Below are 24,705 nucleotides of genomic sequence, written 5' to 3'. Positions count from 1 at the left end.
CATGTATCAATATGACCACTATGATCAGGCGATGGTCGATGCGCGCGTCGCGGAATTTCGCGGGCAAGTGGAACGCCGTCTTTCAGGCGAGCTGACCGAAGACCAGTTCAAGCCGCTGCGGCTGAAGAACGGGCTCTATCTTCAATTGCATGCCTATATGCTGCGGGTAGCGATACCATACGGCACACTTAGCAGCCGCCAGATGCGTTTGCTCGGCGATATCGCCGACAAGTATGATCGCGGCTATGGTCACTTCACCACGCGCCAAAATCTCCAGTACAACTGGATAAAGCTGGAACAAACGCCTGATATCCTTGCTGATTTGGCGACTGTTGAGATGCATGCGATCCAGACCAGTGGCAATTGCATCCGCAATATCAGCTCCGATCAGTATGCCGGGGCCGCCGCCGACGAACTCGTCGATCCGCGTCCTTATGCCGAATTGCTGCGCCAATGGTCGAGTTTTCACCCGGAATTCGATTATCTGCCGCGTAAGTTCAAATTCGCGGTGATCGCCAGCGAAACCGACCGCGCAGCGATGCGGCTCCACGATATCGGCATCCAGATCGTCGCCAACGCAGCGGGCGAGATCGGCGCGAAGTTCCATGTCGGCGGCGGCATGGGCCGCACCCCGATGATCGCGCCGGTGATCCGCGAATTTGTGCCCGCGCTGCAGATGATCAGCTACGCCGAGGCGTGCCTGCGCGTTTACAACCGCTACGGCCGCCGCGACAACAAGTACAAGGCGCGCATCAAGATCTTGATCCACGAGATCGGCGCGGACGAATATCGCCGCCAGGTCGAGGAAGAGTTTGCGCACATCCTGACCCTCGGCCTTGAGCCGCCAGCAGCAGAACTCGCCCGCATCCAGAGCTTCTTTGCCGATCCCAGCTTTGAAGCCGAACTGCCGGAGGCCATCGACCGCAGCGACCCCGATTTCGCGGTCTGGCTCGATCAGAACACAGTCGCGCACAAGCATCCGGGCTACACTGTCGTCACGATCAGCCTCAAGCCGATCGGCGGCATCCCGGGCGATGCAAGCGCAGACCAGATGCGGCTGATGGCTGATCTGGCGCGCGATTACAGCTTCGACGAGCTGCGTGTGACCCACACGCAGAACATCGTGCTGCCGCATGTCAAAAAGGCCGATCTCTATGCGCTTTGGCAAATGCTGGAAGGCGCGGGTCTCGGCAGTGCCAATCTCGATCTGATCAGCGATATCATCGCCTGCCCTGGCCTTGATTATTGCAGCCTTGCCAATGCGCGCTCGATCCCGCTGGCGCAGAAAATTTCGGCGCGCTTTGCCGATATGGACCGTCAGCGCGATCTGGGCGAGCTGAAGGTCAAGATTTCAGGTTGCATCAATGCCTGCGGGCATCATCACGCAGGCCACATCGGCATCCTCGGGGTCGACCGCAAAGGCACCGAGAACTACCAACTGTCGTTTGGCGGCTCGGAAGCGGCAGACACATCGCTCGCGCAGATCACTGGCCCCGGCTTCAGCGAAGACGGCGTGGTCGATGCGCTGGAGAAAGCGACCGAAGTCTATCTGGCGCAGCGCAGCGATGGCGAACGCTTCCTCGATACTTACCGCCGCATCGGTATGGCCCCGTTCAAGGAGGCAATCTATGGTTGAGACCCTGCTGCGGTATCGCGGCGATGAAGCCTCGGCCGCCCCGGCGGTAAGCTTCGCCGCATTTGCCGATGCCGGCAATGCCGCGGCGGTGCGGATCGAGCCCGGCGACGACGCGCGCGCGCTCCTGCCGCATCTGTCCCAGCTTGCGCGCATCGACATCGCGTTCCCGTCCTTTGGCGATGGCCGCGGCTATTCGGCGGCGCGCATCTTGCGCGAGAATGGCTATACGGGGGAATTGCGCGCGGTCGGTGATGTGCTGATCGATCAGCTAAGCCACATGCGCCGCTGCGGCTTCGATGCCTTCGCGCCCGACCGGCCGATCAGCGCCGATGCTGCGGCAAAGGCATTCGCCACCTGGCCCGAGGTCTATCAAAAGACCGTCGACGGCCGCACGCCTATCTGGGCGCTTCGTCATCGCGAGACCGACCATGGCTGAAACATCCATCAGGAATGTCGACCGGATCGATGCGACCGCGCGCTTCTCGGAAAGCGACGCAATCCGGCTCAACAACATGTTTCGCGGCACCGAAACGCTCGAAATGCTCCGTTCCGTGCTCCGCGACAGCCTCGCGGGCGAAGTTGCGGTCGTTTCCAGCTTTGGTGCGGAAAGCGCGGTGTTGCTGCATCTGGTGGCCGCAATCGACCCGGCCACGCCGGTCATCTTCCTCGAAACGCACAAACACTTTGCCGAAACGATTGCGTATCGCGACGCATTGATGGCGCGCCTTGGCCTCACCCATCTGATGATCGTTGAGCCCGATGCCGAAGTTTTGGCCAAGAAGGACGACAAGGGCTTGCGCTGGTCGTGGGACCCTGATGGCTGCTGCGAGATCCGCAAGGTCATTCCGCTAGCCATAACGCTGGCGCGCTTCGATGCCTCGATCACCGGGCGCAAGGGCTTTCAATCGGCCACCCGCACTGGCCTGCCGCGCTTCGAGATCGACCGTTCCGATCCGCATGGCCGCCTCAAGATCAACCCGCTGGCCAGCTGGTCGAAGCAGGATATCGAGGCCTATATGGTGCACCACGATCTGCCCCGCCATCCGCTGGTGGCAGAGGGCTATCCCTCCATCGGCTGCGCACCCTGCACCACCAAAGTGGCGCCGGGTGAAGACCCCCGTTCGGGCCGCTGGAAGGGCTGGGACAAAGTCGAGTGCGGCATTCATGCGCCGACCGGCGAGACCAAGGACGGCCCGGGCGAACTCCCCCCGGGATACGATCCGGTTTTCTGACCTGAGCAATGCATAGCCCTGCGCCCCTAAAGCCAGATTGCGTGCCGCGAAGGCGGGGTGAACAGGGGTGGGATGGTTATTCAAAAAGTTTGCCCGTGACCGCAAATCTCACCGTCTGGTTCGATGGCGCATGCCCGCTTTGCACGCGGGAGATCAGCCTCATGCGCAAACTTGACCGGGCGCGGCGCATCGATTTTATCGATGTGGGCGATCCGGGAGCGGCATGTCCGATCGATCGCGCCGCGCTGCTGGCGCGCTTTCATGCCCGCGAGAATGGCCAACTGCTATCGGGCGCAGCGGCCTTTGCCGCAATGTGGCGGGCGATCCCCGTGCTGCGCCCGCTAGGCCTTGCTGCACGCAACCGGCTGGTACTGCGCGTGCTTGAGGCGGCATACTTGCGCTTTCTACGCCTGCGGCCCACTCTTCAAAGGCTCGTCCGATGAGCGACCGCTATCGCAAGGTTCCCTCGGGCCGCCTCGCCCGGCTAGCTTCGTTCGGGCAACTGGCGGGCGGTGTGGCGGGCGGGGTCCTGACCGAAGGCGCGCGCCGCCTTGCACGCGGCGAGCGTCCGCAGATGTCCGAGCTTTTGCTGACACCAGGCAATGCGCTGCGCGTAACCGAGCAGTTATCGAAGCTGCGCGGCGCGGCAATGAAAATGGGGCAGATGATGTCGCTCGATGGCGGCGATCTGCTGCCAGCCGAGCTCACCGCCATTCTTGCGCGGCTGCGGGATTCCGCGCATTTCATGCCGCCACCGCAACTGCAAAAAGTGCTTAGTTCGCAATGGGGTAGCGATTGGCGCCGCCGATTTGCGCAGTTTGACCCGGTGCCGATTGCGGCCGCCTCCATCGGCCAGGTGCACCGGGCCAAGCTGCCCGATGGCCGGTTGGTCGCAGTCAAAGTGCAGTATCCCGGCATTGCCGCCAGCATCGATGCCGATGTCGATAATGTCGCAACATTGCTGCGCGTTTCGGGCCTGCTACCCGGCGATTTCGATATCTCGCCGCTGCTGGACGAGGCCAAACGCCAGCTGCACGAAGAAGCCGATTATGTGCGCGAGGCCGAACAGATGCGCCGCTACGGCCAAATGCTGGCGGGCGAAGGCGCGTTCCTCGTCCCCGCCCCGGTCGATGAGCTGACCGGCGCGCAAGTGCTGACGATGGATTTCATCGCCGCGCGCCCGATCGAGGAACTGGCAAGCGCTACGCAAGAGGTCCGCGATCAGACCATGGGCGCGCTGATGGATCTGGTACTGCGCGAATTGTTCGTGTTCGGCTTCATGCAGACCGATCCCAATTTCGCCAATTACCGCTGGCAGCCCGAAACCGGGCGGATCGTCCTGCTCGATTTCGGGGCGGCGCGGCCCGTGCCCCCGGCCACGATCGCAGCCTATCGTACCTTGATGCGCGCAGGTCTGGAGCAAGACCGTCCCGCCATGCGCAATGCGCTGGTGGAAGTCGGCTTCATTTCGCAAGGCCTGCTCGAAAGCCATGGCCCGGCATTCGATGGCATCATCGAGATCATCCTCGCCCACGGCAACAAGCCGGGCTTATTCAACTTTTCCGATCGCAGCTTTGTCGAGGGCATTCGCGAACTGACCAAACCCATCGCCAAAGACCGCAGCAACTGGCATCTTCCGCCGATGGATACCTTGTTCGTGCAGCGCAAAGTAAGCGGAACCGCGCTGCTGGCGATCAAGATGCAGGCCAGATTGCCGCTGCTCGCCATGGTCGCGGCCCGCCTCACCGAAGCACCAGCTATTTGAGCCAGCCCGCCTCGCGGTACCACGCCGCCGTTGCGCGCAGGCCCAGGCCGGTTTCCACTTGCGCGCGCCACAGCCCCGGCGGCGGAGCCATGCCCAGTTCGGCCATCCAATCGGGATGGCACATATAGTCGACCCGGTCCGGCGTAAGCTTCGCGCCCGCCCCGCGAAACGCCTTGTCGGCCCATGCGATCCAATGGAGCGCGCGCTGCGGCAGCGGCACCAGCGTCACACTGCGACCAACCGCTAGGCCGATCGCTTTGGCCAAAGTCACGTGAGTCCAGCCGCCCGGTTCGCCGTCATCGGGCTCGAAGATGCGGTGTGTCACCTCTTCTCCGCCGGGCATCAGCGCCAGCAGCAACCGGGCGAGATCGACGACATGAATGATCGACAATTGCCCGCGCGGCGGCAGCAGCATCACCCCGCGCTGCGCCAGCTTGAACAGTTCGAACATCTCTGTATCGCGCGGACCATAGACGGCGGGCGGGCGCACCACTGTCCAATCGAGGCTGGACGCTTTGACGATCTGCTCGCCCTTGCGCTTGGAAGCGCCATAGAGCGACAGGCCGGGTTCCCGCGCCGCCAGCGACGAGACATGCACAAGCCGCCCCACGCCCGAAGCCAGCGCGGCATTGACCACATTGAGCGTGCCACGCACATTGCCCTCGTCAAATCCCTCCGCATCGGGCGCATTCACCACCCCGGCGATATGGATCACCACGCTGGCGCGCCCCACCAGCCGTTTCAGCGCGCGTTCGTCGCCCAGATCGCCGCGCACCCATTCCACGCCGGCGCGCGCGCGCTGCGGCCGCCGCGCCAGCGCGCGCACTTCCATCCCGCGCCGCAGCGCCTCATCGAGCACCGCCTGCCCGACAAAGCCGGTCGCGCCGGTAATCGCCAACAAATCGCCGCTGCCATTTTCTTCAAACATCACAGCAATACGAGCTGGTCGCGGTGGATCAGCGCCGAACGAGGGGCATACCCGAGCAATTCCTCATGCGCGCGCGATGGATGCCCCATCAGCCGAGCGCACTCATCGGCATCATACTCGCTAAGCCCACGCGCCAGCACCGCGCCATCGGGTCCGACCACGGCAACCGCATCGCCGCGCGCGAACGCACCTTCGACTTGCGTTACCCCGGCAGCGAGCAAGCTGGACCCCCGCGCCAGCGCCGACGCCGCGCCGGCATCGATATGAACCGCGCCGCGCATGCGCATCCGCCCGCCCAGCCAGGCCTTGCGCGCCGGCTTGCGCCCGCGCGGCAGAAACAGCGTGCCGCGATCCGCTTCGAGCGCGCAGGCGATTGGTGCGCTGGGCCTGCCATCAATGATGCCAAGCGCCATTCCCGCCATTTCTGCGATTTCGGCTGCCTGCAGCTTGGAGGTCATTCCGCCCGAACCGAGCCCTGAGGAAGAACCGCCCGTGGCCATGGCATGTATCGCCGGGGTAACGCCCCTGACCACCGGAATGCGCTGCGCACCTGCCTCGCGCGGATCGCGGTCGTAGAGTCCGTCGATGTCCGAAAGCAGCAACACGCCGCTTGCGCCCGCCGCCTGACCCACCCGCGCGGCCAGCCGGTCGTTGTCGCCAAAGCGGATTTCCTCGGTTGCCACGGTATCGTTCTCGTTGATCACCGGAACAGCGCCTGCCCCCAGCAAAGTGCCCAGCGTGGCGGCGGCATTAAGGTAGCGGCGGCGATCTTCGAGGTCTTCGAGCGTCAGCAAGACTTGCGCAGCAGTCAGGCCGTGGGTGCCGAGCAGCTCAGCCCAAAGCCCGGCCAGTGCGATCTGGCCAACTGCCGCCGCCGCCTGCGCATCGGCCAGACTGCCGCGCCCGCCCTTGGTCAGCCCCAGCTTGCGCGCGCCCAGCGCAATGGCGCCGGATGAAACCACAATGATATCTTGCCCGCGCCCGCGCGCACTGGCGATCTCGCCAACCAGCGCGGCCAGCCAATCGCGCCGTGGCGCGCCATCTGCGCCCACAAGCAGCGCCGATCCGACCTTGATCACCAGCCGCGGGCACAGCGCGGGTTCAGACAGGCTGGAAAGGCGAGTGATCTTCATGGTCCGCGCCGCTTAGGGGAAATACCATGAAACGGGAAGGCCGAGCGGAGTGCTAACCACGCAGATATGCCCCCCGATCGCCGATCAGTAGGGCGACCACGGCTTCTGATCTTCGGCATCCTCAACCTCGCCGGTCGGGCGCTCGGTGATCGTGGCGGCGGGCAAATGATCCAGCACCGCATCAAGCAGCGCATCCATGCCCTTGCCGGTCGCGCCAGAGATCGGGAATACCCGCGTCGCCCCGGCCTCCAGCAGTTCGCGGCTGAACGCGCGAACCAGCTCGGCATCGACCAGATCGATCTTGTTGAGCGCGATCAGGCGCGGCTTGGCATCGAGCCCAGCGCCATATGCGGCCAGTTCATCCTCGACGATCTCCATCGCTTCGACAGGATCGGTGCCATGGATATCGACCAGATGGATCAGCACCCGGCATCGTTCGATATGGCCGAGAAAGCGGTCGCCCACCCCTGCCCCTTCGGCAGCGCCTGCGATCAGGCCAGGAATATCGGCCAGCACGAACTCGCGCGTGCGGTGACGCACCACGCCCAGCTGCGGGCGCAAAGTGGTGAAGGCATAATCCCCCACTTTGGCCTTGGTGTTGGTGATCTTGTTGATAAACGTCGATTTTCCAGCATTGGGCAGACCGACAAGGCCCGCATCGGCCAAAAGTTTCAGCCGCAGCCAGACATACATTTCCTCGCCCGGCCAGCCCGGCCCGGATTGGCGCGGCGCGCGATTGGTCGATGACTTATACGACATGTTTCCGCGTCCACCGTCGCCGCCGCGCAGCAAAACCACCCGCTGGCCCGGCTCGGTCAGATCGAGCAGCACGGTTTCGCGGTCGTCGTCGAGCACCTGCGTGCCAATCGGCACTTTGACCACCAGGTCGTTGCCGCCTGCCCCGGTGCGGTTCTTGCCCATGCCGCCAATGCCGCGCTGCGCCCGGAAATGCTGCGTATAGCGAAAATCGATCAGCGTATTGAGCCCGGTCACCGCCTCGAACACAATGTCTCCGCCCTTGCCGCCATCGCCGCCATCGGGGCCGCCGTATTCCTCATACTTTTCGCGCCGAAAACTGACCGCACCCGGGCCGCCGGCACCGGAGCGAATGAAGATCTTGGCTTGGTCGAGAAAATGCATGTGTTGAGTCCGGCGGTAATGATGGCGTGCGCTTGGCCGCACTGTTCGCTCTGCGCGAGCGAGGATCGACTCCTAAGCCCCGGCCGTCAGACGCCCGTCTTAAAGGATCGCTGAGTTGGTGGAGCCGAGGGGGATCGAACCCCTGACCTCGTCATTGCGAACGACGCGCTCTCCCATCTGAGCTACGGCCCCGATCCCGAACCGTTCCGGCCCGATAAACCGAATATCGCGCCCGCTCGGGATATTTTGCATAGCGCAGCCGCACCGCGGATGCAAAGCGTGAATTGATCGGTTGCTATCCCGCCGGAACGATCTGCGCCTGCGCGGATTGCGGCTGCAACTCGCTTGGCTTGTAGAGAGCCTGCCATGCGGCCAGATCCGCCTGATAGGCCGCATAGCGGCGATAGAAATCGTCAAACACCACCTCGACGCTGGGCAGACTGCGCACCGCGAAGGCCTCAAGCTCGGCAGACTTTACGCCCTGCAAATCGCGCATCACCGCCATCGTGGCATCGCAGAAATGCGTCCGCGTGGGCGGGAGAGCGAAGTGATTGTAGACCGTGGTCATGTAAACATCGCGCGGCCCGGCATAGCGCGCGCCATGCTGCTTCTTGAACTCTGTATCGACTTGCTTGTTCGCCGCTGAGAGCTTCTTACCGTAGGTTTTGAGGAAAGAGCGGTAAGCGGGCACAATTCCGTCGTGCTTTGGCGCGTTGCAATTGAGCGCCGCGACATTGAATGCCGAGCGCAAGTTCCACAACATCTGATTAGGAGAGATTTCGCGGTTGACCGAACGGCGCAGCCCGGTAGCGTCAGCGGGCGGGATCATCAAACCGGCTGCTGCGCCATCGGGCGGCGTAGGCCGCGGCGGGATCGCCACCACCTTGGGCGGCGGCGGGGGCGGCGGCGGCAACTGCTTTGCGGCGCAAGCAGCAATCGTCATGGCGAGCGCCGAAACCACAAGGCGGCGCGGGGCCAAACCCCAGATACGGTGCAACACTCTTTCCCTCCCGAAAATGCTTCGGCCTTCGCTGGCTGCGCTCAGGCTCGGCATAGTGCAACCGACATTAGCTGAGTTAGTTTCATCGGTTCGTCAATAAAATACCCGGCGGGCCAGATGGCCCGCCGGGCAGTGTGATGTGTTCAAGCGCCGCAACAAGCGCCGGAAGAAAATCGCAAGTTAGCGACGATCACCCATGAATTGCAGCAGGAAGGTGAACATGTTGATGAAATCAAGATAGAGCGTCAGCGCGCCAAGCACGACCGCCTTGCCGGCAAAGTCGGTCCCCGCAACATAGGAATACTGCTCTTTGAGCTTCTGCGTGTCATAAGCGGTGAGCCCTGCGAAAATCAGCACACCAAGGAAGCTGATGCCCCAACCGAGGCCCGGCGACTGCAGGAAGATGTTGATCACCGACGCGATCAGGATGCCGACAAGGCCCATGATCAGGAATGTGCCCATGCCCGACAGGTTCTTCTGCGTGGTGTAGCCAAAGAGGCTGAGGCCCGCAAAAGCACCCGCCGTGGCAAAGAAGGTCGCCGCGATCGAAGGGCCGGTGTAGACGAAAAAGATCGACGAGAGCGACAGGCCCATCGCCGCGCTGAATGCCCAGAACATCCCCTGCATCGCCGAGGTGGAGAGCCGGTTCGTGCCAAAGCTCATGATCATCACGAACGCCAGCGGGGCCAGCGCGATCACCCAGCGAAGCGGGGTGCCGAACACCGCTTCGGCCATGCCGCTGCTGGCAAAGCCGAGCGCAATGAGGCCCGAGAGCAATACGCCCGAGGCCATGTAGTTATAAATCGAAAGCATGTGCTGCCGCAGGCCGGCATCAAAGACTTCGCCGCGGCGCGCGTTCGCGCCGCCAAGACCAAGGCCGACAGGGCTTGCAGAGCCACCGAAGCCCCGGTTGGTGGGCTGAGGGTCGTTCCAGTTTGCCATGACTTACCAAACTCCGCTTACGGCCCGGAACGGGCCATGTAGTGCCACTATTGCGCTTGCGACGCGCAGTTTCAAGCAGGATCGCTATAATCGATCTGTCGCAAATTGTAACGCGGCGAATTTGCGGTCAATCCCTACGCGCCAGCGCGTTCAATCCTTGCGCGCCAGCGCGGTCATCTCCGCGCTGCGATCGCGCGCGCCCCGCAGTGTATCTTCCATCAGCCGCACCAATCGGCGCTCTGCATCCAGCACATCGATGCCCACTTGCGTCACCCCGCCCGGGCTCGCCACCCGGCGCGCCAGCTCGCCTGGGGCATGCGGTGATGCTGCCGCCAGTGCCGCTGCGCCCTCCACCATGCTCAGCGCCAGCCGGTCGGCCTGTGCGCGTGGCAGGCCAAGCTTAGCTGCTGCCTCCGCAAGCGCGTCGATAAACCGGTAGACAAACGCAGGGCCGGACCCGGCAAGCGCGGTTACCAGATCCATGTCGGCCTCGTCCGCCAGCCATTCGGCAATGCCCAAAGGCGCCATGAGCCTTTCGGTCAGTTGCCGGGCCTCAACTGCCGCATCGCCGAACAGTGCAATGGGGGATTTGCCGAGCGCAGCGGCCAGATTGGGCATCACCCGCACGATCGCCGCAGCACCGGGAAAGTAGCCGCGCAACGTCCCTAGATCAGCCCCGGCAAGGATCGACAGGACCAAAGTCTGCGGGCCGACATGCAGACCGACAGCGGCAGCGGCGTCGGCCAGCTGCTGCGGCTTGAAACCGAGCATCACCACCTGCGCGGGCGCTTCGCCAATAGGCCCCTCGCGCAGCAACCGCACCCCCGGCGGGGCCGATGCCAGAAACGGATCGACCACCGTAAACGCCGCAGGCGCAAATCCGCCCGCGAGCCATCCGGTGAGCATGGCCCCGCCCATATTGCCGCAGCCAAACTGAAGAACGGAGCCGGGCTGGATCATGCTTCGCCAGCTGCATCCACCAGGGCGCTGGCCAGCGCCTCGGCCGGGCTTTTGTCGCCCCACAGGATGAACTGGAATGCGGGATAGAACCGGTCGCATTCATCGATCGCGGCCTCGATCGTGGATTGCGCCTGCGCCAGGCTGAGCAAGCCATCATCGCCGAGCATCATCCCGTGCCGATAGAGCAGCACCAGCCCATTTGACCACACATCGAAGTGGCCAATCCAAACCTGCTCGTTGATCAGCGCCATTAACTCAAAAACAGACGCCTTCTTGTCGTCGGTGATGCGCACATCGGGCAGACACAAGATTTGCAGGACATGATCCTCGGCACGCCAGATACAACGCAGCTGATAATTGGCCCAGCTGCCTTGAATCTCGCCCTGAATCTCGTCTTCCGAAACAAACTCGCAAGGCCAACGCCGCGCTTCGAACAGCGAGGCGAGCATATCGACGGGCGCTGCATCGTCGCGTTCGCCGTCGTCGTGACCGGTCCGCATCGCAGATCCCCTTAGCACGGTTGGATGATCCTTCCCGTCTGGCTGGGCAGAGCCATCGCGGAGCCAGCGCCATCGGACAATCGAACGAGCGCGCACCGCTGGGCAAAACTCGACAAGCCTGTGCAAAAGCTGTGGAAAGGTACCCTGCCGACCCGCCCGTCTCGCGCCCGAGCCTATTTCAATTGCAGTGTATCGATCGCTTGCCCCGCCGGGCTTGTCCACTGGAACCCGCTGACGCCATCCTTGCGCAGCCCGTTTATGAAGTCCTGCGCAGCAGCGCCGCTCTCGAACGGTCCTGTCAAAAGCCGGAAGTTGCTCCGCCACGCCGTCGTGTAAGGCTTGCGTCCTTTAAGGCCCCCAGCCTCGCGCAACATGGTGCGCCATTCCTTGACCATGACATCGCGATTGGCCCCGGTCAGCACCTGCACCCAGATCCGGCTGGGATGGGTCAATCTCGGCTTGGCATTCTTTCCGCCCTTGGCATCTTTGGAATCCTTGGCGTCTTTGGCGTCCTTGCGGTCCTTCTCGCCTTTTGCGCCTTTGGTGACCTTGACCGTGCGGGCATCGCTCTGATCCTTTTCGGCATCGCTGATGCGCGCCACAGACGTTGGACCATCGGGCCGCTCGCCGCGCGCCGCGCCTTTGGAATTGCTCTTCACATCTGCTGCATCTTTTGCACTTTTGGCCGCTTTGCCGCTCGCAGTCTTGCCATCCTTGGCCGGTACTTCGGTTGTAACTGCCGCTACCTGCGCCGATTTTGCCGAACGCGGCCGGACCGGGTTGATACTGGTGATGTCAACGGCGGCAACTTGGGTTTGCTGCTCCTCGGCTGGCGGCTTGAAGTCCGTAAACGCGCTCATGAACCCGTCCGCTTGCGCGGGCGTTGAAGTGGCTGGCGCCACTAGCTGCGCTGGCGGCAATGAAAGCGTTTGCAGCGGCGCGGCCTGTGGGGGGATCAGTTCGAGCTGGGCCGCGCTGGTTGCGGGCAGCAAGGCAATCGGCGGGCTCGCAACCTCCGCTGTGCGCGGTCCGGCAGGCGGCGCCTGGGTCAATGTCTGCAAGGGCAAAACGGCGACTGGCGCAGGCACCAGAGCGGGCAACGGGGCGACCGGCGCTGCGTTCGCAATCCGGGTCTCGGGCAGCGGCGATGTGACTGGCGGCGGTTTGGGCAAAGCCCGCTCCGCACTGGCCGCACGCGGCGCAGCAGGCGGCAAGTCAAGCTTTGAAAGAACAGTGGGCCGTGCCGCAGAAACCGATGGCGGCGCGCCCGGTGCCGACGTTGCAGCCGTTGCGGCCGGCCGAGGTTGCAGGCCCCACGGCGTCGTCACCATCAGCGGGCTCGGCGCGGGAGACGGCGTAACCGCCGCAATCTGCTTATCTGAGCCGCGCCGCCCTCTTGCCCGATTGGAACGGCTCTCGCGCTCGTTCTGCCGTCCGCGGCCGCCGAGCGCTTCGCCTGCCGGAATAAGCCCGCTATCCATCCGCGGCGCGCGGGGATGAAGCAGCGCATACTGCGCCACGCGCGGCTCATCTCGGCCGATATCGGCCGCACGGGGAAACCTGCCCAGATTGGCCGCAGCGGCCTGCTGTGCCGGCGTCAGGCGGGGCAGGTAGCGCAAATAGGGCGTTATGCCTTGCGCCATCGCGGGCGGCATCGAAGCGTTGGCAATCCCGACGGCTTCATCCGTATCGCCCAGAATGGCCACGATAAACGTGCGCACCCGCCAGGCCGGGCGGTCCTGTCGCTGGATCTGCGGCGCGAGGATCGCTTCGGCACCCCGCCGATCGCCAGCGATGGCGAGACTGAGCGCGTAGCGCCGGGTTGCCTCCTCATCACCGCCCCGGCTGAGCGCGCGCTGGTATTGGCGCTGCGCGGCGGCGTTGTCGCCGATCAAATCATAGGCGAGCCCGCGGTCGCTGGCCATCGCGGCCGCGTCCGCACCCGTCGCCTCTGCCTGATCAAACCAGCCGATGGCTTCAAACGGTTGGCCAGCTTGCAGCATGGCGCGCCCGATCTGCGCCTTGACTGGCCCGTTGCTCGGCGTAACCTGATCGGCGCGCGTAAAAAAACCGACTGCGGCATCGGTATCGCCCAATTGCAGCGCCGCATTGCCAGCATCGACCAACGCCGCCGTGTTTTGCGGATCACGCGAGAGACGCGCCAGCGCGGCGTTCAGGCTTTGCCCGGCGCTTGGCCCGGTCGTCTGAACCGTGGCTTGCGTCCCCGAACTGCCTGCCGATGCGCCGCTGCTTGGGGATGCGCTTTGCTTCGCGGCGTGCGCCGCTGGCACGACAAGCCCGAACACCACCGCTGCTCGCAAAGTTGCAAGCGCAAGCAAGCGTGTTTTCAGCAGTAAACTGCCATGGAGCATAGACCTTGGGGGCTTCATCAAGCCGTCCCTATAGTGGCAAGGTTCCTGCCCGTCGACAGCCAGCGCGGCGGCCCGGCCCATATAGCGAGCCGGACGACCCGAATTGTTGCTACTGGTTGTTCTGCCGGCCCAGAAAACGAGGAATGTTCAGCGCGCTGCCGTCATCGCCATCGTCCGCCGGATCCGCATTGGGTGCGCCGCCGCCGCGCGAGAGATTGGCCATGCGTTCGAACAAGGTGCTTCCGGTGGCTGGAGCCGGCGTTGTCGGCGCGGGCGGATCGCCTGCGCCGGTCTGGATGCGGCCAAAGCGAGGCGGCATCAGCGGCGCGGGGGCGCTATCGGCTTCGTCGTCAACATCTGCAAACGGCTCAGGCGCGCCTTCGCCTTTGCTGAGATGAGGAGTCAGATCGAGCTCGTCCTCCTCAGGCGCAGTCCCCTGGCCGGCTGCGGCAACCGATGCCCCGGCCGCTGAGTGATCAAACTGCCCGCTCGTGTCCGGCGCGTCTGGGCTTTTGCCAAGATTGACGGTCATGGCCGGTTCAGGTGCTGCGGTTGCCGGAGGCGGCGTGAACGGGGGCGCTGACCGGGCATTGCCTGCGCCGGGAAACTGTGGACCACGCGCCGAACCCATGCTGGCCGGACGCTGGATCATTTCGACCATTTCGCCTGCCTGCTCGATCCCGGTGGCGACCACGGAAACGCGGATTTTGCCGCCAAGGTCGGGATTGAACGCCGAACCCCAGATGATGTTGGCATTGGGATCAACCAGTTCGCGGATATGATTGGCCGCCTCATCGACTTCGAGCAGCTTCATGTCGTCGCCGCCGATGATCGAGATGATCACACCCTTGGCCCCCTGCATCGAAACACCATCGAGCAGCGGGTTGGCAATCGCGCGTTCGGCCGCTTCGAGTGCGCGGTTCGGGCCTTCGCCTTCGCCGGTCCCCATCATCGCCTTGCCCATCTCGCCCATTACCGATCGCACATCGGCAAAATCGAGATTGATCAGGCCCGGCATCACCATCAGATCGGTGATCGAACGAACACCTTGCTGCAGCACCTCGTCGGCCAGCTGGAACGCTTCCTTGAAGGTGGTTTCGGCCTTGGCGACGAGGAACAGGTTCTGGTTGGGAATCACGATCAGGGTATCGACATGCTTTTGCAGCTCTTCGATGCCCGCGTCTGCGGCGCGCATGCGGCGCGTGCCTTCAAACAGGAAGGGCTTGGTCACCACGCCCACTGTCAGCACACCTTTGCGGCGCGCGGCCTCGGCAATCACTGGCGCAGCGCCAGTGCCGGTGCCGCCGCCCATGCCCGCCGCGATAAAGCACATGTGCACGCCCTCAAGCGCGCGCTCCAGCTCTGCCAGCGTTTCCTCGGCAGCCGCCCGGCCAACCTCAGCGCGCGCGCCCGCGCCCAGACCTTGCGTGATGTCGGGCCCTAGCTGGATGCGGTTTTCCGCGATCGAATTGTTCAGCGCCTGCGCGTCGGTGTTGACGACAACGAACTCGACACCCTCGATCTTGGCGTTGATCATGTTGCCGATGGCGTTGCCACCTGCTCCGCCAACCCCGATGACCGTGATGCGCGGTCGCAATTCGTCAATTGCCGGCGGTCCGATGTTGATGCTCATGTCGCTCTCCCGTCAGGGTGTGCTTGGGCGCGGATGCGTCCGCCGCAAAATGAATATCTGCAATGCTTTGGCACGGATCGTTTCACCGAATCAAAGGCAAACTGCGCTTTTCCACAGGTTGAGTCCGAGACAGCGCGTGGTTTGCGCGCATCCATCGAGCTACGGGCGATCGGCATGATCAGAAATACTCCCGTACGGCCCGGCAAACCCTGTTGACGAGGCCGAGCCCGGTGTAGGGCCGCCCCGGATCATGCGCCGGACCGATCGAGCGAATATCGATCGGATCGGCTGCGGCATAAAGCACCAGCCCCACCAGCGTGGATGAGCTCGGCGTCGCATGGCCGGGCGGAAGCCCCAGCATCGTGGGCGGGGCGCCGATCCGCACCGGCCGGGCGAGCGCGGCCTGCACATAATCGGCCAGCCCCGGCAATTGCGCGCCGCCGCCGGTCAGCACCACCTGCTGGCCGCGCGTTCCGGCAAAGTTCATGCCTTTGAGCGCCTTGGCCACTTCTTCGGTAAAGTGGCCAAGCTGCTGTGTGATCACCGAAATCAATTCGGCGCGGGGGACCCGGTTCTTGTCATCGGCGTGGCGCGCCATCGGCCCCGCGCCTTCAAGATCGCCGGGGGCGTTCACCGGGATCATCTCGCGGTGATCGGCCGGGCTGGCAATCGCCGAGCCTGACATGCATTTGAGCCGCTCCGCCTGATAGCGGCGAATGCCAAATGCCGAAGCAATCGCATCGGTGATATCGCCAGAGCCATAAGCGATCACCTTCATGCCGCGCAGCATACCTGCAGCATAGAGCGAAACCGTGGTGACCTCGGCCCCGAATTCGACCAGCGTGACGCCCAGTTCACGCTCCTCGGGCGTCAGGCAGGCAAGGCCCGCCGCGATCGGCGAACAGACCACGGCCTCTACCCGCAGATGCGCATTTTCAACCGTTTCCGTAATGTTGCGCAGCGGCGCACCGTCTGCCAGCATGACATGGATGTCGACTGCGAGCCGTTCGGCATGGAGCCCGCGCGGATTGGGGACACCATGCGCGCCGTCCAGCGTATAGTGCGCAGGCTGCGCGTGCAGCACAATCCTTCCATCGGGCTGGATCACCTCGCGGCCTGCCATGAGCAGTTGCTCGATATCGTCCTGTTCGATCCTTCGCCCGCCGATATCAACCTCGACTTGCGCGGTGCTGCTGGCGAGCCCCGCGCCGGCGCAGCCGATCCACACGCTCTGCACGCTGGCATTGGCCATCTTCTCCGCGCGCTCGATCGCATCGCGCACGGAGTGCGTGGCGGCCTGCATATCGGTGACGTAGCCGCGCTTGATGCCCTGCGCCGCGCGGTGGCCAGAGCCCAGCACCAATACTTCGCCGTTTTCAGATAGCCCGGCGATCATCGCCGAGACGCGAAACGAGCCGAGATTGACGGCTGCAAAAACTTTGGTGATGCGCGCAGGTGCCATGCCGTCATTGATCTTTCGCGGCTTTGCCGGAAGGGCTTTCGCTGCGCGTCTTGCTGGTCGCAACTTTGGCTTGCGCAGCCTTGGCATCGGCGATTTCCTGTTGCCGCGCGCCAGCCGCAGCCGCCCGGCCGGGCACCAGCATATAGGTGCGGTCGCGCGCGCGCATGTCGAAACTGGCGACTTTGCCGCCAATCAGCCGGTCGACCCCGTCCATCCGCGCAAAAGTGAGGAGCGCCGCCGCCGCAGTATCCGCGCCTTCGGGCAGCGCGAGGATCTGGCCGGTTTTGAAGGTCAGGTTCCAGCGGCGATGGCCAATCCATTCGGCCTGCGCGACCTGCGGCTTCAGCGCCGGGGCCGCTTCCAACAGCGCGCCCAGATCCTTTGAGCGGGCCCCTGCGCCATCACCGGTCAGGACCAGCATGCCGCGCGCGCGCTTTTCGCTCACCGCTTCGAGTGGATGCCCGGTGTTGTCGATCAGCGTAAACTTATCGCCGGTGCGCAGCACCGCATGCGGTTCGCGCTCGACCACATCGACCACCAGCGTATCGGGAAGCTGGCGCGAGACCCGCGCATCCTTGACCCATGGCAAATCAAGCAGCGTGGTCCGCAACGCCGCCAGATCGAGCCGCGACATCGCTTGATCGCGCTCGCTCAGCACTTTCTCGTAGATCTTGAGCTCGTTCATCCGATTGAGCCCGCGCACTTCCACGCGCTTGACCTCAAATCCCGTTTGCCCAGCCACCACGGCGAGTTGCGCCTCGGCCAGCGCCGGCAGGCCAGCCATGCTCGCGACGATCCATGTCAGAACCGCCGCGCCCGCCAAGATCGCCATCATCAAAACGCGATAGAGCGTATCCTCGCTCACCGGCAGCCACCGCACGGTGGTGTCGATCATCGTGCCCGTTTGCTTGCGCGCGGTATCCATTTTGCGGCGCGTACCGCTCGCCGCCGCTGCGCGGCGCACGCTCTTGCCCCCGCGGCGGATGGTCTGCGCCATGGCTATGCCCCCCCTTGCGCAAGCGCACTGGCGCTGCGGGGATTCCGGCACGCCAGCGCATCGGCGATAATCGCCTCGACAAGATCGCCATAATCCATGCCCAGCGCCTTCGCCTGTTCGGGCACCAGGCTGAGCGGGGTCATCCCCGGCTGGGTGTTGACCTCGAGCAGGAAAAGGCCCTCGACGCCTTGCTCATCATCCCAGCGAAAGTCCGAACGGCTGGTGCCCCGGCAGCCGAGCAGCTGGTGCGCGCGCAGCGCGATGTCCTTGCACGCCTCGGTGATTTCGTCGGGAATCTGCGCCGGGCAGACGTGCTCGGTCATCCCGTCGGTATATTTGGCGTCAAAATCGTAAAAGCCCGACTTGGGGCGCAGTTCGGTCACGAGCAGCGCCCGGTCTCCCAACACGGCCGTGGTCAGCTCGCGCCCCCGAATGAAAGGCTCGGCCAGGAGCGAGGCAAATTCCTGCCAAGGCCCGATGCTGTCGCGGCTGATCGGGTGGCCATAATTGCCCTCGGCGGTCACAATCGCGACGCCCACCGACGATCCTTCGTTGACCGGTTTCAGCACATAGGGGCGCGGCAGCGGATCGCGCAGGTAAAGTTCCTCGCTCGCCACCATACGCCCGCCGGGCATCGGGATGCCGCGCGGCACCAGCGTCTGCTTGGTCAATTCCTTGTCGATCGCGATCACCGAGGTGGCGAGGCCCGAATGCGTGTACGTCAGCCCCATCAAGTCCATCAGGCCCTGCACCGTGCCGTCTTCACCCGGCGTACCGTGCAGCGCGTTGAACACCACGTCGGGCGCGGCCTCCGCCAGCCGCAGCGCCACGTCGCGGCCCATGTCGATCCGCGTGACTCGGTGGCCCTTGGCCTCAAGCGCATCGGCGACACCATTGCCGGACATGAGCGACACAGGCCGCTCGCTCGACCAGCCGCCCATCAAGACGGCGATATGGAGTTTGGGGAGTGTCATGGCTGGCCCACCCGCTGGATTTCCCATTGCAGATCGACGCCCGAAGTCTGGCGCACCTTATCACGGACCATCTCGCCCAGCGCTTCGATGTCGCTGCTGATGGCGGTGCCGGTGTTGATCAGGAAATTGGTGTGCTTTTCGCTCACTTGCGCGCCGCCGAGCGTCATGCCCCGGCATCCGGCGCGATCGACCAGTTCCCACGCCTTATGGCCATCCGGGTTCTTGAAGGTCGAGCCGCCGGTCTTGGAGCGCAAGGGCTGCGAAGCCTCGCGGGCGGCCGCGATGCGGTCCATCTCGGCCTGAATGGACGGCGGATCGCCCGCGCGGCCGCGAAAACGCGCCGCCACCACGATTGCGCCTTCGGGCAGCGCCGAATGGCGATAAGTGTAGCCCATTTCGGCCACCGGCAGGGTCACAAGCTCGCCCGAGCGCAGCACCACATCGCAATCGGTCATCACATCCTTGACCTCAGCGCCATAGGCCCCGCCGTTCATGCGCGCAAAACCGCCGACCGTGCCGGGGATCGAGCGCAGGAACTCCATCCCCGCAATGCCATTGTCGCGCGCGGTGGAAGAAACGAGGATGCCCGAAGCACCCCCACCGCAGGCCAATATCAGATCATCCGCCTTGTCCACTTGCGCAAACGCCTTGCCCAGCCGCACCACCACGCCCGGCACCCCGCCATCGCGCACGATCAGATTGGACCCGAGGCCGAGCGCCATCACCGGCACAGAAGGACCGAGGTCGCGCAGAAAGTCCTGCAAATCAGCCAGATCGGCCGGCTCGAACAGCCACTCAGCGTTGCCGCCGGACTTGAACCACACCAACGGAGCCAATGGCGCGTTAGCCGTGAGTTTGCCGCGAACCCGAGGCATTGTGGCTGTCGTCATGCCGCAGCCCTTCGCGCCGCAATCGCACCGGCCAGCCCGGCGGCCCACTTGGTAATGTCGCCCGCGCCCAGACACACCACCATGTCACCCGGCTCGATCAATCCTGCCAGTTCCTGCGCCAGAGGCTCCGGTCCGGCGATCAGCTGCGCCGAACGGTGCCCGCGTGCTTTCATCCCCTCGACCATCGCGGCGCTGTCGATCCCCGCAATCGGCGCTTCGCCAGCGGGATAGACCGGCGCGGCAAAGACCACGTCGGCATCGTTGAACGCGCCCTGAAACGCTTCAAGATGATCGCGCAGGCGGGTGAAACGATGCGGCTGCACCACGGCAATCACCCGGCCCTTCACCCCTTCGCGCGCGGCAGCGAGCACTGCGCGGATTTCGACCGGGTGGTGGCCATAGTCATCGATGATCTGCGCGCCGCCCACCTCGCCCACTTTGGTAAAGCGCCGCTTGACCCCGCCAAAGCCGCCAAAGCCCGCGCGGATCTGGTCATCGCTGCACCGCAATTCGCGCGCCACGGCAATCGCGGCGAGCGCATTTTGCACATTGTGACGGCCGGGCATCGGCAGCACGATATCCTCAATGCGCCGGAAAGAGCCATCGCGGCGGCGCAGCACGGCGGTGAACCGATTGCCGCCGGGGATCGGCGTGACCCCCTCGCCGCGCACGTCGGCCTGCGCCGAAAAGCCATAGGTCACCACGCGCCGGTCGCGCACTTTGGGGATGATCGCCTGCACTTCGGGATGATCGATGCACAGGATCGCCGCGCCGTAGAACGGCACATTCTCGATGAACTCGACGAACGATTCCTTCACCCGCTCGAACGAGCCATAATGATCGAGATGCTCGGGATCGATATTGGTGACGACCGCAATCGTGCCATCGAGCCGCAGAAAAGACCCGTCGCTTTCGTCCGCCTCGACCACCATCCAATCGCTGTCGCCCAGCCGCGCGTTCGAGCCATAGGAATTGATGATGCCACCGTTGATCACCGTAGGATCAATGCCGCCTGCATCGAGCAGGCAGGCCACCATGGATGTCGTCGTTGTCTTCCCATGCGTGCCCGCCACCGCGACGGTATTCTTGAGCCGCATCAGCTCGGCCAGCATTTCCGCGCGGCGCACCACCGGAACGCGTGCCTCGAGCGCGGCGACAACTTCGGGATTATCGCGCTTCACCGCCGTCGACGTGACCACGACCGAAACGCCTTCGACGTTCTCGGCGCGCTGGCCGATCATCACGGTGATCCCGCGCGACCGCAGGCCCTCAACGACATAACTATCTGCCATGTCAGAGCCTTGGACGGCATAGCCCATATTGTGCATCACCTCGGCAATGCCCGACATGCCGATGCCGCCGATCCCGACAAAGTGGATCGTGCCGATGTCGATGCCCACGCCCCTCATTCGGCGTTTTCCCTTGCCAGCGCCTGCTTCGTCGCAGCCGCGGCAGCAGGCGCGCCGTCCATGCGGATGACATCCATCAGCGGCTCACCGCCAAAGCTCTCCACCAGATCGGCCAGATCGGACACGGCATTGGGCAATCCGCAATTCCACGCCGCGTGGGCAGCATTGGTCAGCGCCTTGGGATGCAGCGACATCGCCTGAATCTGCTTGGCCAGTTCCTTGGCGTTGAAACCATCCTGACGGATGGCGCGCGCGCCGCCGGCTTTGACCATCTCCGCGGTATTGGCCGCCTGATGATCATCGGTCGCTATCGGCAGCGGCACGAGTATCGCCGGGCGGCCCACCGCCGTCAGTTCGGCAATGGTCGATGCGCCGGCGCGGCCGACAAACAGGTGCGCCTCAGCCAGCCGCTCGGCCATGTTCTCGAAATATGCGCCCAGTTCCGCCGTTATTTGATGCCCCGCATAGCGCGCGCGCACCGCGTCAAGGTCTTCGGGCCGGCATTGCTGCGTCACTTGCAAACGGTGGCGAAGCGCCGGGGGCAGCATAGCAAGACCGTCGGGCACGACCTCGGACAAGATCGAGGCCCCCTGGCTTCCCCCGGTCACAAGCACACGAAACAGGCTGTCTTCGGTAAACTCGGGAAATGGCTCGCCGCGCAGCGCCAGCACTTCCGCGCGCACCGGATTGCCGACAAGGCGCACCTTTCCCCACAGTTTGGGATCGAGCCGTTCAACTTCGTGATACGATGTCGCGATCAGATCAACGCGCCCCGCCAGCAGGCGGTTGACCCTGCCCAGCACTGCGTTCTGCTCATGAATGATGGTGGGCACCCCCGCCGCCCGCGCGCCCAGCAGTGCGGGAAGCGCCGGATAGCCGCCGAACCCCACAACGCACGAAGGCTCGAAGCTCTCAAACAGGCGCATCGCCATCGCGCGGCCCTGAACAATTGCTCGCACTGCCCGGACCAATCCAATCGGGTTCTTGCTCATCCGCCCGGCTGGCAGGACATGCGCAGGCAGAAACGCAGGCTTGCCCGGAATGCGCGCACCGCGCTCGTCGGTGACCAGCGCCACGTGATGGCCGCGCCGCTCCAGCTCGATCGCCAATGCAAACGCGGGGATCAGATGCCCGCCGGTTCCCCCAGCCGCGAGGACATAATGCCGCGAAACCGCACTCATGGCCGCCAAGGCTCCCTGAAATCGAATGTCTCGCGGCTGAGATAGGGGTTCCTGCGCGTGATAGCGAGCAGGAAGCCGACACCTAGCAGCAGCGCAATGGTCGAAGATCCGCCATAGCTGATCAGCGGCAGCGTCATGCCCTTCGACGGAAACAGTTGCAGATTGACCAGCACATTGATGAACGCCTGGCCCGCCAATTGGGCCGTGAGGCCGGCCGCCGCCAGGATCGTGAACAGATCATCTTCGTCCATTAGCCGCAGCAGCACGCGCAGCACGATCGCGGCATAGATGACGACAGTCAGCGCGCACGCGACCAACCCGAATTCCTCGCCGATCACCGAGAAGATATAGTCGGTATGCGCCTCGGGCAGCGCCATCTTGCGGCTGCCGAGCCATAACCCCGTGCCGCTCCAGCCGCCATTGAGCAATGTGCGCATGGCCAGGTCGACCTGATCGAATTCGCTGCCGCCCGAAATGAACGCGTCGATGCGGTTGGTCGCGTTCGGGTAAAACAAATACGCCAGCGCGACGATCACGATCCCGACGCCAAGGCTCCAGCCGATGCGCGCCAGCGACAGGCCCGAAAGCAGCACCAAGACAAACCATACCGCGCAAAACAGCACGGTCGAGCCAAAATCAGGCTGCGCCATCAGCAAGGCAGCGACCAGCCCGACGAGCGCAATGCTGATCGAGATGACCGGAATTCCGGGATCGCGCACACGCCACGACAAAATCCACGCCACCGCGATTGCAAACCCGGGTTTGAGAAACTCGGAAGGTTGCAGGCTGAAGCCGATCCACAACCAGCGCCGCGCGCCGTTCACTTCGCCGCCGACCAGCGGCACCAGCATCAACGCGCCAACCATGGCCGCCGCCAGCAGAATCCCCAGGCGGCGGCTGGTTTCCTTGGGCAGCAGCGAGGCGATGAACATCGCGATCAGGCCGACGGTCAACCAGCGCAAGTGCAACCAGAAAAAGTGCAGATCGCTGGTTCCATATTTCTTGGCGCCGGCCGGCGCAGCTGCGGCCACGGCGACTGCCCCGACCAGCACCAGCAGCAGGATCAGACCGAGCAAAACCCGGTCGATCTCGCGCCACCAGATCAGCAGCTCGCTGCGCCTGCTGCGGCGAGGACGGTTCGCGCGCCCGGAAACGACGACGCCGCCATCGCGTGTCGGATTGGCCACAAGCCGCGTGGGGCTGGTCATGCTCATGTGCCCTGCCCGGCTGGCGCAGCCGATGCGCCGCGTTCGGCGAGCAGCGCCGCAACGATGGCGCGAAAGCTGTCACCGCGCGCTTCGAAATCGCGGAACTGATCAAAGCTGGCGCAGGCGGGCGAGAACATTACCACATCCCCCGGCATGGCGGCGTCCATCGCCTGCCGCACTGCATTGGGCAGCATCTCGCTGCGCACCACCGGCATGAAGGGTTCGAGCAATTCGGCAAAGCGCGGCCCCGCCTCGCCTATGGTGTAGGCCTGCACGACATGCCCGTAATAGGGTACGCAAGGATCCAGATCATCGCCTTTCGGCAAGCCGCCGACGATCCAGTGGATGCGCGGATAAGCGCCCAACGCGGGCGCTGTCGAGGCGGGATTGGTCGCTTTGCTGTCGTTGATGTAAAAGACGCCGCCTGCATCGGCCACCCGTTCCATCCGGTGGGGCAAGCCAACGAAGCTGGCCATTGCTCCGCGCCAGACATCCTCGCCGATGCCCAGCATCCGCGCGATCTCAGCCGCAATCGCCGCGTTTTGAAGATTGTGGGGGCCTTGCAGCGAGGGCCAATCCGCCTGCCCCGCCAAACCCGCAGGATCGACCACTTGCACTCGGTTTGAAGGTTTTCGCGCCTGTTCGCGGCGGGCAAACTCCAGCGTCACCGCATCACCGCAGCCAAACACCGCATCCTGGTCCTCCGCCTGCATGGCAAAAAGGCGTGCCTTGGCCTCGGCATATTGCGCAAAGCCATCATACCGGTCGAGGTGATCGGGGCTCACGTTGATCAGCGCGGCCACATCCGCCGCCAGACTGTAGGTCAGATCGATCTGGTAGCTCGACAGCTCGAGCACATAAATCCCGCCCGGCGGCAAGGGATCCTGCTCCAACACCGGCAGGCCGATGTTGCCGCCCATCCGCGATGGCAGGCCTGCGGCAAGGCAGATGTGGTGAACCAGCTTGGTCGTCGTCGATTTGCCGTTGGTCCCGGTGATCGCGACCACGCGGTGCGGCGGCAGGCTTGGCCTCGCCTGCGCGAAAAGCTCGATGTCGCCGATCAGGGGCACGCCAAACCCGCGCGCATAATCGGCAATCGGATGCCGATTAAGTGGAACGCCGGGGGACACCACCACGCCGTCGAACCCCGCCAGATCAATCGTCAGCGGATCGGCGATCACCGCGCGTCCGTCCAACGCCTCGCGCGCTTCTTCGCGCGTATCCCACGCGGTCACAGCAGATCCGCTCGCCAGCAAAGTCTGCGCCGCGCTCATCCCCGAGCGCGCCAACCCAAGAACCGCGTAACGCTTACCGGCAAAGGCGGGGGAGACGATCACGCTAGG

At 64.3% G+C, this 24,705-nt stretch carries 22 protein-coding genes and 1 tRNA gene; 5 read left to right on the top strand and 18 right to left on the bottom strand.

Annotated features, from left to right (window positions below):
* Position 1 precedes the first annotated feature (1 nt).
* The 5 genes from Q0O40_RS01900 to Q0O40_RS01880 all read left to right on the top strand — a co-directional run bounded on the left by Q0O40_RS01900 (position 2) and on the right by Q0O40_RS01880 (position 4,633).
* Positions 2 to 1,636, top strand: coding sequence for a nitrite/sulfite reductase (locus Q0O40_RS01900; RefSeq protein ID WP_295525484.1), 1,635 nt, complete (start codon positions 2 to 4; stop codon positions 1,634 to 1,636).
* A complete protein-coding gene (locus Q0O40_RS01895; protein ID WP_295525482.1) occupies positions 1,629 to 2,072 on the top strand; it encodes a DUF934 domain-containing protein in 444 nt (147 codons plus the stop codon). Before Q0O40_RS01900 ends, Q0O40_RS01895 begins: the two co-directional genes overlap by 8 nt.
* Positions 2,065 to 2,868 carry a phosphoadenylyl-sulfate reductase gene (locus tag Q0O40_RS01890; protein WP_295525481.1) on the top strand — a complete coding sequence of 268 codons (804 nt, stop codon included), beginning with the start codon at positions 2,065 to 2,067 and terminating at the stop codon, positions 2,866 to 2,868. Before Q0O40_RS01895 ends, Q0O40_RS01890 begins: the two co-directional genes overlap by 8 nt.
* Positions 2,869 to 2,963: 95 nt before the next feature.
* Positions 2,964 to 3,311, top strand: coding sequence for a thiol-disulfide oxidoreductase DCC family protein (locus tag Q0O40_RS01885; RefSeq protein ID WP_295525479.1), 348 nt, complete (start codon positions 2,964 to 2,966; stop codon positions 3,309 to 3,311).
* Entirely contained in the window at positions 3,308 to 4,633 is a 1,326-nt protein-coding gene (locus tag Q0O40_RS01880; RefSeq protein WP_295525478.1) for an AarF/ABC1/UbiB kinase family protein, read from the top strand. Before Q0O40_RS01885 ends, Q0O40_RS01880 begins: the two co-directional genes overlap by 4 nt.
* Here Q0O40_RS01880 and Q0O40_RS01875 read toward each other — a convergent pair.
* The 18 genes from Q0O40_RS01875 to murD all read right to left on the bottom strand — a co-directional run bounded on the left by Q0O40_RS01875 (position 4,626) and on the right by murD (position 24,699).
* Positions 4,626 to 5,561 (bottom strand): NAD(P)-dependent oxidoreductase, encoded by a 936-nt coding sequence (locus Q0O40_RS01875; RefSeq protein WP_295525476.1) that lies wholly within the window; start codon positions 5,559 to 5,561, stop codon positions 4,626 to 4,628. The genes Q0O40_RS01880 and Q0O40_RS01875 overlap by 8 nt on opposite strands.
* On the bottom strand, positions 5,561 to 6,694 hold the full coding sequence (proB, locus tag Q0O40_RS01870) for a glutamate 5-kinase (protein WP_295525474.1): 1,134 nt from the start codon (positions 6,692 to 6,694) through the stop codon (positions 5,561 to 5,563). Before proB ends, Q0O40_RS01875 begins: the two co-directional genes overlap by 1 nt.
* Before the next feature lie 84 nt (positions 6,695 to 6,778).
* A complete protein-coding gene (gene obgE / locus Q0O40_RS01865; protein ID WP_295525472.1) occupies positions 6,779 to 7,834 on the bottom strand; it encodes a GTPase ObgE in 1,056 nt (351 codons plus the stop codon).
* 116 nt (positions 7,835 to 7,950) lie between these two features.
* Positions 7,951 to 8,026, bottom strand: a tRNA-Ala gene (locus tag Q0O40_RS01860).
* 103 nt (positions 8,027 to 8,129) lie between these two features.
* A complete protein-coding gene (locus Q0O40_RS01855; protein ID WP_295525470.1) occupies positions 8,130 to 8,831 on the bottom strand; it encodes a hypothetical protein in 702 nt (233 codons plus the stop codon).
* A gap of 183 nt (positions 8,832 to 9,014) precedes the next feature.
* Positions 9,015 to 9,776: a Bax inhibitor-1/YccA family protein gene (locus Q0O40_RS01850; RefSeq protein ID WP_295525467.1), complete on the bottom strand. Its 762-nt coding sequence runs from the start codon at positions 9,774 to 9,776 to the stop codon at positions 9,015 to 9,017.
* A 150-nt stretch (positions 9,777 to 9,926) separates the two neighbouring features.
* Positions 9,927 to 10,736: a pyrroline-5-carboxylate reductase gene (locus Q0O40_RS01845; protein ID WP_295525464.1), complete on the bottom strand. Its 810-nt coding sequence runs from the start codon at positions 10,734 to 10,736 to the stop codon at positions 9,927 to 9,929.
* On the bottom strand, positions 10,733 to 11,236 hold the full coding sequence (locus tag Q0O40_RS01840) for a YbjN domain-containing protein (RefSeq protein WP_295525463.1): 504 nt from the start codon (positions 11,234 to 11,236) through the stop codon (positions 10,733 to 10,735). The genes Q0O40_RS01845 and Q0O40_RS01840 overlap by 4 nt, the downstream gene beginning before the upstream one ends.
* Positions 11,237 to 11,409: 173 nt before the next feature.
* The gene (locus tag Q0O40_RS01835) at positions 11,410 to 13,542 is read right to left on the bottom strand and encodes a hypothetical protein (RefSeq protein ID WP_295525461.1); all 2,133 of its coding nucleotides are present in this window, start codon (positions 13,540 to 13,542) and stop codon (positions 11,410 to 11,412) included.
* A gap of 175 nt (positions 13,543 to 13,717) precedes the next feature.
* Positions 13,718 to 15,241 (bottom strand): cell division protein FtsZ, encoded by a 1,524-nt coding sequence (gene ftsZ / locus Q0O40_RS01830; protein WP_295525458.1) that lies wholly within the window; start codon positions 15,239 to 15,241, stop codon positions 13,718 to 13,720.
* A 178-nt stretch (positions 15,242 to 15,419) separates the two neighbouring features.
* Positions 15,420 to 16,703 carry a cell division protein FtsA gene (gene ftsA, locus Q0O40_RS01825; protein WP_295525456.1) on the bottom strand — a complete coding sequence of 428 codons (1,284 nt, stop codon included), beginning with the start codon at positions 16,701 to 16,703 and terminating at the stop codon, positions 15,420 to 15,422.
* A 4-nt stretch (positions 16,704 to 16,707) separates the two neighbouring features.
* Entirely contained in the window at positions 16,708 to 17,700 is a 993-nt protein-coding gene (locus Q0O40_RS01820; protein ID WP_295525454.1) for an FtsQ-type POTRA domain-containing protein, read from the bottom strand.
* Positions 17,701 to 17,702: 2 nt separating this feature from the next.
* The gene (locus tag Q0O40_RS01815) at positions 17,703 to 18,674 is read right to left on the bottom strand and encodes a D-alanine--D-alanine ligase (RefSeq protein ID WP_295525451.1); all 972 of its coding nucleotides are present in this window, start codon (positions 18,672 to 18,674) and stop codon (positions 17,703 to 17,705) included.
* Positions 18,671 to 19,564: a UDP-N-acetylmuramate dehydrogenase gene (gene murB, locus Q0O40_RS01810; RefSeq protein WP_295525449.1), complete on the bottom strand. Its 894-nt coding sequence runs from the start codon at positions 19,562 to 19,564 to the stop codon at positions 18,671 to 18,673. Before murB ends, Q0O40_RS01815 begins: the two co-directional genes overlap by 4 nt.
* On the bottom strand, positions 19,561 to 20,973 hold the full coding sequence (gene murC / locus Q0O40_RS01805) for a UDP-N-acetylmuramate--L-alanine ligase (protein WP_295525447.1): 1,413 nt from the start codon (positions 20,971 to 20,973) through the stop codon (positions 19,561 to 19,563). The genes murB and murC overlap by 4 nt, the downstream gene beginning before the upstream one ends.
* Entirely contained in the window at positions 20,970 to 22,154 is a 1,185-nt protein-coding gene (gene murG / locus Q0O40_RS01800; protein ID WP_295525445.1) for an undecaprenyldiphospho-muramoylpentapeptide beta-N-acetylglucosaminyltransferase, read from the bottom strand. Before murG ends, murC begins: the two co-directional genes overlap by 4 nt.
* The gene (locus Q0O40_RS01795; RefSeq protein WP_295525443.1) at positions 22,151 to 23,362 is read right to left on the bottom strand and encodes an FtsW/RodA/SpoVE family cell cycle protein; all 1,212 of its coding nucleotides are present in this window, start codon (positions 23,360 to 23,362) and stop codon (positions 22,151 to 22,153) included. The genes murG and Q0O40_RS01795 overlap by 4 nt, the downstream gene beginning before the upstream one ends.
* Before the next feature lie 2 nt (positions 23,363 to 23,364).
* Complete coding sequence (gene murD / locus Q0O40_RS01790) at positions 23,365 to 24,699, bottom strand: UDP-N-acetylmuramoyl-L-alanine--D-glutamate ligase (RefSeq protein ID WP_295525441.1); 1,335 nt, start codon at positions 24,697 to 24,699, stop codon at positions 23,365 to 23,367.
* Between the last annotated feature and the right edge of the window lie 6 nt (positions 24,700 to 24,705).

The sequence above is a fragment of the Novosphingobium sp. Chol11 genome (assembly GCF_945870625.1).
In the GTDB taxonomy this organism is placed as follows: domain Bacteria; phylum Pseudomonadota; class Alphaproteobacteria; order Sphingomonadales; family Sphingomonadaceae; genus Novosphingobium.
This window is presented reverse-complemented; position numbering and strand designations above follow the sequence as displayed.